Here is a 14,365-nt window from a genome sequence, read left to right as displayed (position 1 = left end):
AAAGTGTTGAAGGTGCCTTCACAGAGCGGGTGCTACTGCAGGAAGGACAGGTCGCCGACCTTGTCCTCGGAGACGCCGACGCCGCCCTCGAGGTTCTCGTCGACGAACTTCTGGAACGAGCCGTCTGCGTACATGGCCTCCAGCGCCTTGTTCACGGCGTCGACGGCCTCGGTGTCGTCCTTGGTCACGCCGATGCCGTAGTGCTCGTTGGTGAAGGGCTGGCCGTCCTCCTCCAGCTCGACGATGGCGAAGTCACCCGGGGACTGCGCGGAGTAGCCGCCGAGGATGGAAGCGTCGGTGGTCATCGCGTCGACGTTGCCGTTACGCAGCGCCTCGACGCAGGAGGAGTAGGTGTCGTACTCCTGGAGCTGGACGCCGGGGAGGGCGTCCTTGACCTTCTGCGCCGGGGTGGAGCCGGTCACCGAGCACAGGATGCGCCCGTCGAGGCCCTCGAGGCCGGTGATGTTCTTCTCGTCGGCACGCACGAGCAGGCCCTGGTGGGTGAGCAGGTACGGGCCCGCGAAGCTGACCGCCTCGGAGCGGGAGGCGTTGATGGAGTAGGTCGCGCCGATCGCGGCGACCTCGCCGTTCTGGATCAGGGTCTCGCGCTGCGCGGACGGGGTCTCGCGCCAGGTGATCTCCGGCTCGGCCCAGCCCTTGTCCTCGGCGATGGAATTGACCACGTAGGTGAGCACGTCGACGTCGAGACCGGTCATGGAGCCGTCCGCCTCGCGCAGGCCCAGGCCCGGTTGGTCGTACTTGGTGCCCAGGGTGACGTTGCCGGACTCGATCTGGGCGAGCAGGCCCTCGCCACCGCCGGAGCTGTCGCCACCGCAGGCGGTCAGCGTCGCCGCGGTGAGCGCCGCAACAGCGGTGACTGCAAGGGAACGGAAGATCTTCTTCATGGTGAAACTCCTTGGTAGGGGTATGCGTTAGTGGGGCAGGATCTTGCCCAGGAAGTCCCGGGCGCGCTCGGAGGCGGGGCTGTCGAAGAAGGATTCCGGGTTGGTGTCCTCGACGATTTCCCCGTCGGACATGAACAGGATTCTGTCCGCAACCTTGCGGGCGAAGCCCATCTCGTGGGTGACTACGACCATCGTCATGCCGGAGCGTGCCAGCTCGGACATGACGTCGAGTACCTCGCCGACCATTTCGGGGTCGAGCGCGGAGGTGGGCTCGTCGAAAAGCATGACCTTGGGGTCCATAGCAAGTGCTCGGGCGATGGCGACGCGCTGCTGCTGGCCGCCGGAGAGCTGGGCCGGGTACTTGTCCGCCTGGTTGGCGATGCCGACGCGGTCGAGCAGCTCGCCCGCGCGCTTGTCCGCCTCCGCCTTGGGCAGCTTGCGCACCTTGGTGGGGCCGAGTGTGACGTTCTCCCGGATGGTCAGGTGGGGAAAGAGGTTGAACTGCTGGAACACCATGCCCACGTCGGAGCGCAGCTTGGCCAGGTCCTTGCCTTCCTCGGGAAGGATCTTCCCGTCGATCTCGATCGTTCCCGCATCAATGGTCTCGAGGCGGTTGATCGTGCGACACAGTGTCGATTTGCCGGAGCCGGAGGGTCCGAGGACAACAACGACCTGGCCGCGGGGTACGTCCAGGTTGATGTTTGTCAGCGCGTGAAAGTCGCCGAAATACTTCTCCACGCCCGCCATCCGGATCATGGGCTGCGAAACCTGTGTCATGGGAATTAGTTTTACTATCAATAGGCAAGTTTCGGGGCGGATTGGTAAGAAACTTTTCGACGGCGCGTGGCAGGTGCCCGAGCGGGGGCAGGTGCTCAAGGGCGGCAGGTGCTCGAGCGGGAGATCCAGAGCGGGATATTTCGCCCAACTCATTAATAGTACGAATTTCCGACGGCGAACTATCCCGCTCTGGACCTCCCACTCCGCGCACAGGGGCCGACCGCGCTACGCGGTTTAGGTCTGCGCCAGCGACCGGCGTTAGACTAATCGACCGTGACAACCGCGACACAAGCCCAGAACAAGCCCACCAACCAGGCCGACCCCGCCCGCACCTACGAGGTGCGCACCTTCGGATGCCAGATGAACGTGCACGATTCCGAGCGCCTGTCCGGGATGCTGGAGGAGGCCGGATATGTGGCCGCGGCAGACGGCGCGGAGCCCGACCTGGTGGTGTTCAACACCTGCGCGGTGCGCGACAACGCGGACCAGCGCCTCTACGGCTCACTGGGCCAGCTCAAGCACACCAAGGACAACCACCCGGGGATGCAGATCGCCGTCGGCGGGTGCCTGGCGCAGAAAGACCGCGACACGGTGATTGAGAAGGCGCCGTGGGTGGACGCGGTGTTTGGCACGCACAACATCTCGGCGCTGCCGGCGCTGCTGGACCGCGCGCGCGTTAGCGAGGAGGCGCAGGTCGAGGTCGTCGAGGCGCTGGAGGTCTTCCCGTCGGTGCTGCCGGCGAAGCGAGAGTCCTCCTACGCCGGCTGGGTCTCCATCTCCGTGGGCTGCAACAACACGTGCACGTTCTGCATCGTGCCCAGCCTGCGCGGCAAGGAACTGGATCGCCGACCCGGCGATATCCTCGCCGAGGTCACGGCCCTTGTGCAGCAGGGCGTGTCCGAGGTGACGCTGTTGGGGCAGAACGTCAACGCCTACGGCGTGAACTTCGTGGACGAGGAGCTCGGCCGCGACCGCTCGGCGTTTTCCAAGCTGCTGCGCGCCTGCGGCGAGATCGAGGGCCTGGAGCGGGTGCGTTTCACCTCCCCGCACCCAGCGGAGTTCACCTCGGACGTGATCGACGCGATGGCGGAGACCCCGAACGTGTGCCCGCAGCTGCACATGCCGCTGCAGTCGGGCTCGGACAAGGTGCTCAAGGACATGCGCCGGTCGTACCGCTCGAAGAAGTTCCTGGGCATTCTCGATGAGGTCCGCGCGAAGCTGCCGCACGCGTCGATCACCACCGACATCATCGTTGGCTTCCCGGGCGAGACGGAGGAGGACTTCCAGGCCACCCTCGACGTGGTGGAGAAGGCACGGTTCACCTCGGCGTTCACGTTCCAGTACTCGCCGCGCCCGGGCACGCCCGCCGCGACCATGGACAACCAGGTGCCCAAGGAGGTCGTCCAAGAGCGTTTTGAGCGCCTGGTCGCCCTCCAGGAGCGCATCAGCGCGGAGGAGAACGCGAAGCTGGTGGGCACCGAGGTGGAGCTGCTCGTCCAGGCGGGCGGCGGCAAGAAGAACGATTCCACCAAGCGCATGTCGGGCCGCGCCCGCGACGGCCGCCTGGTCCACTTTGCGGTGCATGGGCTTATCGACGCTTCCGTGCGCCCCGGAGACATCGTCACCGTCACGGTCACCGACGCGAAGCCGCACTACCTGATCGCCGATTCCGGCATCATCGCGCACCGCCGCACCAAGGCGGGGGACAACTCGGAGGCCGGCCAGGTGCCCACCACCGCGCCGGTGGGCGTGGGCCTGGGCCTGCCGCAGTTTGGCAAGCCCGCGGCCGCCCCGGCGAGCGGGTGCTGCTGATAGGCTCGGCCACATTATGAACCAGTCCGACCAGCTCGCGCGCGAGGAGCGCGCCGCCGCCTCGACCGTCGACCTCGGGGCCACCCGCTGGGTGCTCATCGCCGCGGTGGTGGTCTATCTCATCGCGCTGTTCCTCCCGTTCGCCGGCGGCGTGCCGGGCTGGCAGATCCTCACGTTCACGGACGCGGCGGCCGAGGTGCAGACGAAGCTGACGGAGTACGTGTTCACGGTGATGTCGTTTATCGGCCTCGCGGTGCTGACCACCCTGGTCCTGGCCACGCGCCGTTTCCCGTTCGCCGCGGCGGGCTGGATGTTTACCACCGTGTCGTTTTTGGTCTCCATCCTGGCGATCTGGCTGCGCCGCACCAGTACCGCGTACGACCTGGGTTACCACCACGGCCCCGGCATCTACCTGGCTATTCTGGCCGCCGGCGTCGCGGTGTTCGCCTACATTCCGGTCGTGCTGCGGCACACCGACCGCCAGGCTGAGATCACGCAGCGCCGCCTCGCGCTCGACGAGCGTGATGACGTCGCCCGCGCACAAGCCGCCGCCACCCGCGAGGCCGTGACGCGCGAAAACCCCTTGCTTATCGACGACCGCCGCGCCCGCGCCGCCGAACGCCACAAGAAGTACCGGGAGGAGTAGGGGCCTTTCGGCGTTTTAACGCGACAGACCGCGGCGCGCCAGCTTCGCCAACTCCTCGGCCCACAGCACCACAGAGGCCATGGCAACAGCCACCGCCCACTGCTTCCAGTGAAGCGCAGCGGTGCCGAAGGCCAACTGCATAAACGGCAGGTGGACGACGGCGATCTGCAGGACCACGGCCAGCGCGATCGCCGCCCAGAGCCAGTGGTTGGCGCCGAAGTTGCGGAACGCGGAGTGCGTGGCCGAGCGGGAGTTCAGGGCGTTGAACAGCTGGGCGAACACGAGGGTGGTAAAGCCGACGGTGCGGGCGACGTCCAGATTCTCCGCATGGAGTGTGAGCAGGCCCCCAGGCAGGAACATGTCGATGGACAGGAGGGTGACAGCACCCATGATCGACCCGATGAAGATGATGCGCCACCACATGTCGCGGTCGATGATTGGCGAGGAGGGGTCGCGTGGCGGCCGGGCCATGAGGTCGCCGTCCGCCGGGTCGACACCCATTGCCAGGGCGGGGCCGGAGTCCGTAACCAGGTTGACCCACAGGATCTGCGTGGCTAGGAGTGGCACCGCGAGGCCCTCGGCGGAGCCGGAGAGTCCGATGACGCCCGCGAGAACGACGCCCAAGAACACCGTGATGACTTCACCCATGTTGGAGGACAGCAGGAAGCGGAGAAATTTGCGGATGTTGTCGTAAATCTCACGACCCTGGCGCACGGCGGAGATGATGGTGGCGTAGTTGTCGTCGGCAAGGATCATCTTGCCCGCCTCCTTGGTCACCTCCGTGCCCGTGATGCCCATGGCCACGCCGATGTCGGCGGACTTGAGCGCCGGAGCGTCGTTCACGCCGTCGCCGGTCATGGCGACGATGTGCCCGTCGTCCTGCAGTGCGTCGATGATGCGGAGCTTGTGCTCGGGTGCGACGCGGGCGTAGACGTTGACTCCGCGGACGGCGTCGCGGAGTTGCTCGTGGTCGAGCGCCTCGATCTCGTCGCCGGTGAGAGCGCCTGTTTCGTGCTCGACGACGCCGAGGTCTGAGCCGATCTTCGCCGCCGTACGCGGGTGATCGCCGGTGATCATCATCGTGCGGATTCCCGCGGAGTGCGCTTGGGCGATCGCCTCGGTCGCCTCCTCGCGCGGGGGGTCGATGATACCGACGACGCCGGCGAATACCAGGTCGGATTCATCGTCCTCGGTGAGGTTGTCGGCGGGCGCGTCGAGGAGGCGGTAGGCCACCCCGAGGGTGCGGTATCCCTCGCCGCTGAGGCGCTCGACGGCGTCCAGCAGCTCGGCGCGCGTGTCACCGTCGAGTGCTACTTCGTGCGCTCCCACGCGCCGCTTCGCGCAGCGCGACAGGAGGACATCGGGCGCGCCCTTAGTCACCAGCACCTCGCCGGCGACGGCGTCCCGGCCGGCGACCGACATGAGCTTTCGTTCGGAGGAGAAGGGGACCTCGGCGTGGCGCTCGAACTGGCCGGTGCGGGCGGCTATCCCGTCGATCTTGTGCTGGGCGACAAGGAACGCCGCCTCGGTGGGGTCGCCTTCGATGGTCCAGGGCGCGGCGTCGCTAAGCTGCGCGTTGTTGGCGATGGCGCCGCCGGCGATGACGAGCCGGGCTTCCTCGATCTGCTGCTCATCCGGGCTGCCTTCGACGTGGCCATCGGGGGCGTAGCCGATGCCGGTGAGGTTGATGGTGCCGGAGCTGGTCATCACCGTGCGCAACGTCATCTCATTCCGGGTGAGCGTGCCGGTCTTATCCGAGGCGATCACGGAGGCGGCGCCGAGGGTTTCCACCGAGTGCAGGTCTTTCATCACCGCGTTGCGCTTGGCCATGGATTGAACACCCATGGCGAGTACGAGGGAGAGGATGGCGGGCAGGCCTTCGGGCACGGCGGCAACGGCGAGCGAGACGCCGAGCAGAAGGATCTCGATGGCGTCGGAGGCATTCGATACGTCACTGAGGGCGAACAGGGCGCCCATGACGACGACGGCGATGCCGATGACGAGCAGCCCCAGCATCCTGGAGACCTTTTCGATCTCCTTGTCCAGGGGCGAGGCGCTGCGCTCGGTGGAATCGAGCATGTCGGCGATCGCGCCCATCTGGGTGTCCATGCCGGTTGCCGTGACCACGGCCCGGCCCACACCGTGGACAACGGCGGTGCCCTTGTGCACCATGTTGCGCCGGTCACCGACGCCGACGAGGTCCGTGATGGTGGCGGGATCCTTCTCGGCCGCCTCCGATTCGCCGGTCAGTGACGATTCCTGAACGCGCAGGTTGGTGGACTCCACCAGGCGAGCGTCGGCACCGACCGAGTCGCCCTCGCTGAGCACGAGGAGGTCTCCGGGAACGAGCTGGTCGGAGGGGATGGTAGCGAGGCGACCGTCGCGAAGCACGGTGGAGGTGGCGGCCGTCATCGCTGACAGCGCGGCGACGGCGCCCTCGGCCTTGTTCTCCTGGGCGAGTCCGATCATAGCGTTGGCGATGACGATGGCGGCGATGACGATCGCGTCGACGGGCACTCCGCTGGCGCCTTCGATGAACCACGCGAGAACGGAGATTGCCATGGCGACGAGCAGGAGGTAGACCAGCGGATCCTGAAATTGGCGCAGGATCCTGCGCCACAGCGGCACCGGCGGCTTCTGCCGGAGCTGGTTGGGGCCGTAGCGCTCGAGCCGGGCGAGGGCGTCACCGCCTTCCAGCCCGTGGTCGATATCGGCCTGAAACGTGCGGCTGATCTCTTCCGCATCGCATTGGCTGGGGTGTAGGTCGACTGCCATTGCTCGATCCCATTGAGAAGTGAAATAGATAGAAGGGGGGCGCGTACTGCGACGAGCGCGCCCCGGTGCGGCGAAGATATTACCAGAGGGCGCGGGGGGATACAGCGTGATTGTGGGCTGGTGTCGCGATTTGAGGGGAACTCGTTGAAACGCTAACGACTGGAGCGGAAGGTGATTCCATGTAGGTTTCTGACGAGGCGGACTCGCATTGGTCGACTCTCGCGGGCCATATTGAAGCCAGTCCACTCGATGCAGCGATGCTCCTATATTGTGTCAAGCGCTTTTCAGAAATTTTTCGTAGGCCGATGCTAATTCCGTCAACGGGCGTTTTCCAGTCTCGATGTCACTGATCCTCGCCGGGGCACGCCCCAAATGCTTCGCTACAACCACCTGGGTGAGATGCTTCGCGATACGCAGTTCTTTCAACTCATCCCGACGAAGATCCCTGGGCTGTGACGTACTGCGCCTGGTGCATATGACCCGGTAGATCTCCCGGACGATCGCGCTCTTCAGGCAGCGAATAATCTCCCTTTTCGACAACCCCTCCTCGGTACGCCGGGCGACGTACTCCCTGGTGCGCTGGTCACACTTCATCCTCACCATAGCGATTCGGTACAACGCTGAGTTCGCCCGCCGGTCACCACCACGATTGAGCCGGTGCCGGTTGGTTCGCCCAGAGCTTGCCGGCAGTGGAGCCACTCCACATAAGTGCGCCAGCGCTGCTTCGGAGTGGATGCGCTCCGGATTATCGCCGATGCTGATCAGCAGATCAGCGGAAACAAGAGCCCCACATCCCACGATGTTGCTGACATGGGGATTGATCACTGACACCAGGGCAGCGATCCGGGTTTCCAGCTCATCGCACTGCACCCGCAATGCGCGGTAGGTCGTGGCCAGAATCTTCAGGCTGGTCAGCACACCATTTCGCGGATCAGTAACATCCGACGACGGTCGGCAGTACACCAACGCGTTGACCAGAGCGTGGTTGGTCATCGTGGCGTAGCGGGTGCGGATGTCATCAGGGGCTGTGACCAGCAACGACTTCATCGTTGTGATGAGTTTCGCGGTGGTGGACACCAGCTGTTTCCGGGTGATCTGTAACGCTCGTAACGACTCCACCGGGCCCGTGGAATCTTTAGGCGTGCTCAGCCCTTCCCCGGTCAGGACCTGTCGCGCGGCGGCAAGGGCATCCACCGGATCTGATTTCCCGTCCCGGCGTCGAATGCTGCGGGCCGGGCGCAGGACTTCAACGACCGTGTAGCCACGGTCTATGAGATGCCGGGTTAATCCGGCACCGAAGGAGTTGGTTCCTTCTACTCCGACGGCGCCGACACCGTGCTTGCTGAGGAACTCGGCGAGGTGTGTGTAGCCGGGCCTGGTGGTGGGGAAGGTTTCGGTGGCCAGGTGCCGGCCGGTTGGGGTCACCGCGGCGACGGTGTGGGTGTCGGTGTGGGTGTCGACCCCGGCGACGGGGCTTGCGGAGAGGTCGATGTCTGTGGTCATGGCTGTCAACGCTTTCGCATAGGGAAGTGATGAAGGTAGCCGCTGATCCGAGGGTTCGAGCAGACAGGACACTGATGGGACTACTACTATGGCACCTGCCGGGGTGGTCACGGTGAGAGGTCACGCTCCTATGAGGTCATGACCGAATCGCCGGATCGCGGTGCGGGGCGAGAACCAGCCCGGAAGACAGATCGCAACGAAGGCACACAATCAGATTGTGGCCAGTCCGTTAGTGGGTCATTCCGGATGGTTCTTGTCCCGCACTCCCATTATCAGTGTCCGGTAGCGGAGGATAGGAGTACGAGGGGACTATTCGCCATGATTTTTCGTGCGGGCAGTGCGGAGCCAAGGCTAAACCCGGTATTGAGAAGTTTCAGCCGTACTAGAGGGGCATGATGGGGCCAGTGCCGAATTTTTGAAACTGAGAACCTTAAGGGTTGTATAAGGGCGGGCATCCAGATCGCCACTCTTCTCCGCCTCGGCACCGGACGCGATTCTCGGCGGTGAACTCGCCCTCGAGATTACCTTTCACGTTCTCATCACGGCGCGGCTGGGCACCTTTGTCGGCGTTGGTTCACGTAGTTGAGACGACCGCGAGCGTTCGGAGCCATTCCGGTTAATATTCGAATGTTGCAACCCGCTCGGATGTGAGCGACAGCGCACAACGCAAGGACAATTGCGCGGTCCAGCGTGTGCCCTGCAAGCTTGTCCCAGTCACGGATCGTATGGGATATAAAAGGAGTGCCAATCACAACGCCCCGCCCATCCGGCCAGTAGAGTGCTCTCTTAGAATAGGACCCTCCACAGAAGTGAGAACATGACTGCCGCCCACGACCTTCCCCAGCGCCGACAAGTTTTAATAAACGGCGGCCGCGTTGAGGTGATCGTGAAGTCACGTGATCGGGTGCGGGCTTATGGCGAGGTGTTCACTCCGGTACACATGGTTGAGAAGATGCTCGACCTGGTGAGTCCGGAGCTGGAGACTGGCCCGGGGTTCGTGGACAAAACATTCTTCGAACCCGCCGCAGGCGATGGCAACTTCCTTACAGCTATCTACCGTCGTAAACTTTCAGCCATCCAGAAGCGCTACAAACCCGGCCTATGGAAGGATGAGTCACTGTTTGCTCTCGCGTCGATTTATGCGGTTGAGTTCCTAGAGGATAATCACGCCGACGCGCAGGCAAACTTGCTAGGTGAATTCGTGAATTTCCACAAGAGCAACGGGGTTGCGTGTGGGCCCAGAACCAATCTGTTCAAGGCGGCGAGCTACCTCATAGCCATGAACATCCGCTGTGGGAACACCTTGACCGGTCTCGACAATGAGGGGCAGAAGATCACGTTCTCCTGGTGGCATCGCATTCTCAACTCACCGCCGATGGTGCAACGAGAGGTGTTTACGCTGAACTCTTTGCGTGAGGCAAGCCAGGATCAATCCGTGTTCGACTTCGATTCCCACCCCACCTATGCCCAGTGTCGCATTGACCAAGTCCACAAGGAAGAAAGCGCTGATGTCTGACCCTACAAAGATTAAAACGTTCCGTGAGATAAACCCTTTGGTATATTCCTGGACAACGCCGGACCTCCCGAAGTACGAGGGGTGGGAGAAGATCGGGTACACGGAACAGGCCGGTAGCGAGAAGCGAATCAAGCAGCAGGCATCGCAGTTGTCCATTGCCCAGAAGACTAAGTGGGCACGGCGAGCGCTCTTCACCTCTGAATCCGGTGGGAGATTCACCGATCGTGACTTCCACGCTTACTTGAAACAGCAAGGCATTGAGCGCGAGCTTAAGCCAAAGCGCACCGAATGGCACAAATTCACTGGTGCGCCGAAGTCATCACTAGAATACTTTAATGCTTTCGCGGGGCAGGATTTTGCCGACTTACAAGCAAGCGGTTCGGACTTCTACGAGTTGCGTCCAGAACAGGAAGCCGCCGTCGAGCAAGGATTGGAAGCGTTTAAGGCTGGGCACGCTGAGGTATTGTGGAACGCGAAGCCACGATTCGGGAAAACTCTGGCGACATACGACCTTTTACGTCGCCTCGGCGTATCAAAAGTTCTGATTGTCACGAACCGTCCCGCGGTCGCGAACTCCTGGTACGACGACTTTGTGCGCTTTATCGGTCACCAGACGACGTTCCAGTTCGTGTCGGAGTCGGCGTCTCTGGCGGAGCGGCAGCCTATGACTCGCGCGCAGTTTCGCGATCTGATAGCGAATGATCCTACAGGCGATCATCGAGTCATCGAGTTTCTTTCGCTCCAGGACCTAAAAGGCTCGCGCTACTTCGGCGGCAAGTTCGACAAGTTGCGCCATATCGCAGACTTGGAATGGGACCTGCTCGTGGTTGATGAGGCCCACGAGGGTGTGGATACGACGAAGACGGACATTGCGTTTGACCACATCAGGCGCTCATACACGCTGCATCTTTCAGGAACCCCGTTCAAGGCATTGGCAGAGGGGAAGTTCAGCTCCGAGCAAATTTACAATTGGACCTACGCGGACGAACGCGAGGCGCTTGCCCAGTGGGAGGATGAGACTCGGGACAATCCATATCAGAGTTTGCCGACGCTCAACATGTTTACCTATCAGATGTCGAGGGTACTCAGTGATCGATTGGAGATGGGCATGGCCGCGGAGGACGACAGCGAAAACCTGGACTACGCGTTTGACCTGAGCGCGTTCTTCGCCACTAAGTCGAACGGCTACTTTGAGCATGAGGCCGACGTAATCAAATTCCTCGACACTTTAACGACGAACGAGAAGTATCCGTTCTCGACACCGAGCCTGCGAGACGAGATCCGGCACTCATTCTGGCTACTGAACCGCGTTGCCTCGGCAAAGGCGTTGGAACGTCTCCTGAAGAAGCATGAGGTGTTTAAGAACTATACGGTCATTCTCGCTGCAGGCGATGGCCCTTCCGACGACGGCGACCTCAGCATCGTCGGTAAATCCCTTTCCCTGGTTCGTAACGCGATAAAGGAGGCCGAAGCCAATGGGGGACGAACGATCACGCTGTCGGTGGGACAACTCACTACAGGCGTAACGGTTCCTGAGTGGACTGCAGTGATGATGCTTTCCAACATCAAATCCCCAGCCCTGTACATGCAGGCAGCGTTCCGCGCTCAGAATCCATGCACTTTCGAGCGCGGTGGGCTTGTCTTACAGAAGCAAAACGCCTACATCTTCGACTTCGCGCCCGAGCGAACGCTTTCGATCTACGACCAATTCGCGAACAACCTCCGCCCGAATCCATCTGGGGACCCCGTGGTGCGTCAAGACAACATCCGTACCCTGCTCAATTTCTTCCCCGTGATCGGTGAGGACTCCGAGGGTCGCATGGAGAAACTCGACGCCTCGCAGGTGCTCACTTACCCGCAGGTATTCAAGGCCCGCGAGGTCGTGCGCCGTGGATTTCTCTCCAACTTGCTTTTTGCCAATGTGGCGGGCATCTTCCGCTATTCGGAACACTACATTCACGTGCTGAGTAAACTGCCCAAGGCGGAAGCGGATAAAGCGAGGATGCACGGTGAGATTGAAATGCCGCTAATTCAGCCAATGGTCGACGCCGACGGTAATGCGAGCGTTGACTTCGAGACGGTTATAAACCCCAAGTTGGCAGTGTTGGGCAAGCCCATGTGGAAGGTTGAGGACGTGGGCCACGTTGAAGAAGGCTCCACTCAGCGTCAGGTAGCCAAGAGGCTCAACGACATCGTGGAAGAGAAGCTCCGCGACGCGCGCTTGCGTACACAAGAGGAGTACGGGCTCACCGATAAGCAGGTGGAGCGAGACAAGAGGGCCACGAAGGCGAAGGTCGAAGCGGTCGTGGAACAGACATTCACGAAGTACAAAATTGCCCAGAATCACATCGAAGCCGAACTCAGAGAAGCCGCAACGGAAGCCGAAGCGGAAGCGCTCAAAGAGAAGCAGCGGGCAAACGATGCTTCGCTAAATCAGAGACTCGTTGAAGCCGTCGAGTCCGTCACAAGCAGCGTTCCCGGGGAGATCATCCTGCGCGAGGAAACTCGCAAGGAACAGCGCCGAGTAGACACAGCAATGGACGACGTCAGAGACCGCCTGCGTGGGTTCGCGCGCACCGTGCCCATGTTCATCATGGCTTACGGTGACCGCGACCTGCGCTTGGGGAACTTTGACGACTACACCCCCGACGATGTATTCGAGGAAATCACGGGCATCACCGAAGACGAATTCCGTTTGCTCCGTGATGGGCAAACGATAATGAGCGACGACGGCACACCCGAGCGGATACCCGGCCTATTCGACGAGACGGTGTTTAACCAGGCGATTCAGGAGTTCCTAGACAAGAAGGAAGCGCTCGCGGACTATTTCGACGACTCCCTAACCGAGAACATCTTCGCCTATATTCCCCCGCAACGGAACACCTCTCTCGTTTACACGCCGCAGAGGACGGTTGCCTTGATGATGGACGAGCTGGAGGCGCAGGATCCGGGCGTCTTCAGTGATCCGGAAAAGACGTTTGCAGATCTGTTCTCGACCGCGGGTTTGTTCCTGATGGAGTTGGTGCGCCGTCTCGACACGGGGCTGGCGGGCCAGATGCCCGACCAACGCGAACGCCTGCATCACATCCTTACAAAACAACTATTCGAGATGAGCCATACGGAATTGCTGCGCTCAATCACCCTCGAAGCGGTCTCGGGGGGTGTCCAAGAACGTAAACAGTGGATGGAAGCGTCAGGCCACTATCGCGTTGGAAACATCGCCAAGATGACCCCAGATGAACGACAGGCAGTCGTTAACGACATGCTGAGCGGAAGGAATTTAGATGACCGTTAAGAAATTCGATGTAGTGATCGGCAACCCGCCGTATCAGCAGGACGGGCAGGGTGCTTCTACTCGCTCTGAACCGATTTACCCGGCTTTCATGGATGCAGCTTACGAAGTAGGCGATAAAGTGGTGCTGATAACACCCGCGCGGTTCCTTTCAAACTCGGGGCAGACTAAGTCGATATGGAACCGCAAAATGCTAGCCGACAAGCACTTGAAGGTTGCTATCCATACTCCCGACTCGTCGACACTTTTCCCAGGGACGGCCATCAAGGGCGGCATTGCCGTGACTTACCGCGACAACGAAAAGGAGATTGGCCCCATCGGCACCTTTCTTGGGTCCGCCGAGGCCTTGCGAGACGTAATAGAAAAGGTTGGCGCCACCGCCGAGAATTCCCTGTTTGAGATAGTGAGTTCTCGAGCGCTTTACCGATACTCGAAACTGGCGTTGAGTGAGCGTCCTGAAATAGCGGCCAAGCAGGGTAAAGGTACAGGGAATCAGGTGACGCCACCCAGCATTGAGGTGCTGAAGGAGGTCGTTTTCTTCGACGAGATTCCAGCTGATGGAAATGAATATGTAGAAGTGATTGGAGTCGTTGCCGGGTCTCGCGTCACGCGGTGGATTCGCACCGACTACTTGGTAACTACCCCTTCGCTGAATAAGTGGAAGACGATCATTGCGCGCACCAACAACACTGGCGCATTCGGAGAAACACTCAGCTCCCCCTTTGTTGGGAAGCCAGGGCTCGGTCACACTGACACATTCTTAAGCGTCGGACCCTTTGAAAGTAAGGAGGAGGCAGAGGCTTGTCTGCGCTACATTAAGACGAAGTTTTCCCGCGCACTCCTGAGCATCCTCAAGACGACGCAGGACACCCCGAGGGGTAAATGGAAATACGTCCCGCTCCAAGACTTTTCCTCGTCCTCTGATATCGACTGGGAGGGGTCGATTCCAGAGATTGACAGGCAGCTTTACACCAAGTATGGCCTCAGTGAGGAAGAGATCGATTTCATTGAGGAGAACGTCAAGCCCATGGAGTGAGAGGGGCCTGTGTCTGTCAGCATGGACGTTTTTCTCCGTCTGCCCCCTAGGATATATGGCGAGGAGAATAGGAGAAGTGTCTTCGCCAAGGCGCACTGCAGAC

General features: G+C 61.4%; 9 protein-coding genes. 5 read left to right on the top strand and 4 right to left on the bottom strand.

Annotated elements, in window-relative coordinates:
• Positions 1-32: 32 nt before the first annotated feature.
• On the bottom strand, positions 33-905 hold the full coding sequence (locus tag BLS40_RS03795) for a glutamate ABC transporter substrate-binding protein (protein ID WP_092148928.1): 873 nt from the start codon (positions 903-905) through the stop codon (positions 33-35).
• Between the two features lie 27 nt (positions 906-932).
• On the bottom strand, positions 933-1,661 hold the full coding sequence (gluA, locus tag BLS40_RS03790; RefSeq protein ID WP_172808038.1) for a glutamate ABC transporter ATP-binding protein GluA: 729 nt from the start codon (positions 1,659-1,661) through the stop codon (positions 933-935).
• 294 nt (positions 1,662-1,955) lie between these two features.
• On the opposite strand from gluA, the gene miaB reads away from it, so the two are divergent.
• Both miaB and BLS40_RS03780 read left to right on the top strand, forming a co-directional pair.
• Positions 1,956-3,494: a tRNA (N6-isopentenyl adenosine(37)-C2)-methylthiotransferase MiaB gene (gene miaB / locus BLS40_RS03785; RefSeq protein ID WP_092148921.1), complete on the top strand. Its 1,539-nt coding sequence runs from the start codon at positions 1,956-1,958 to the stop codon at positions 3,492-3,494.
• 16 nt (positions 3,495-3,510) lie between these two features.
• Entirely contained in the window at positions 3,511-4,140 is a 630-nt protein-coding gene (locus BLS40_RS03780) for an Rv2732c family membrane protein (RefSeq protein ID WP_092148918.1), read from the top strand.
• 15 nt (positions 4,141-4,155) lie between these two features.
• Here BLS40_RS03780 and BLS40_RS03775 read toward each other — a convergent pair whose 3' ends face one another.
• Together BLS40_RS03775 and BLS40_RS03770 are read right to left on the bottom strand one after the other, a co-directional pair.
• Positions 4,156-6,915: a cation-translocating P-type ATPase gene (locus BLS40_RS03775; protein ID WP_092148915.1), complete on the bottom strand. Its 2,760-nt coding sequence runs from the start codon at positions 6,913-6,915 to the stop codon at positions 4,156-4,158.
• A 273-nt stretch (positions 6,916-7,188) separates the two neighbouring features.
• Positions 7,189-8,418, bottom strand: coding sequence for an IS110 family RNA-guided transposase (locus BLS40_RS03770; protein ID WP_092148912.1), 1,230 nt, complete (start codon positions 8,416-8,418; stop codon positions 7,189-7,191).
• A gap of 817 nt (positions 8,419-9,235) precedes the next feature.
• On the opposite strand from BLS40_RS03770, the gene BLS40_RS03765 reads away from it, so the two are divergent.
• From BLS40_RS03765 to BLS40_RS03755, 3 genes are read left to right on the top strand one after another with little or no spacing between them, the layout of a single operon-like run.
• Positions 9,236-9,934 carry a DNA methyltransferase family protein gene (locus BLS40_RS03765; protein ID WP_092148909.1) on the top strand — a complete coding sequence of 233 codons (699 nt, stop codon included), beginning with the start codon at positions 9,236-9,238 and terminating at the stop codon, positions 9,932-9,934.
• Positions 9,927-13,229 carry a DEAD/DEAH box helicase family protein gene (locus BLS40_RS03760; protein ID WP_092148906.1) on the top strand — a complete coding sequence of 1,101 codons (3,303 nt, stop codon included), beginning with the start codon at positions 9,927-9,929 and terminating at the stop codon, positions 13,227-13,229. The genes BLS40_RS03765 and BLS40_RS03760 overlap by 8 nt, the downstream gene beginning before the upstream one ends.
• The gene (locus BLS40_RS03755) at positions 13,219-14,262 is read left to right on the top strand and encodes an Eco57I restriction-modification methylase domain-containing protein (protein WP_092148903.1); all 1,044 of its coding nucleotides are present in this window, start codon (positions 13,219-13,221) and stop codon (positions 14,260-14,262) included. The genes BLS40_RS03760 and BLS40_RS03755 overlap by 11 nt, the downstream gene beginning before the upstream one ends.
• Positions 14,263-14,365: the final 103 nt, after the last annotated feature.

The sequence above is a fragment of the Corynebacterium mycetoides genome, from assembly GCF_900103625.1.
GTDB lineage: Bacteria > Actinomycetota > Actinomycetes > Mycobacteriales > Mycobacteriaceae > Corynebacterium > Corynebacterium mycetoides.
Note: the sequence above shows the minus strand (reverse complement) of the source record. Positions and strands in the feature narration are given on the sequence as shown.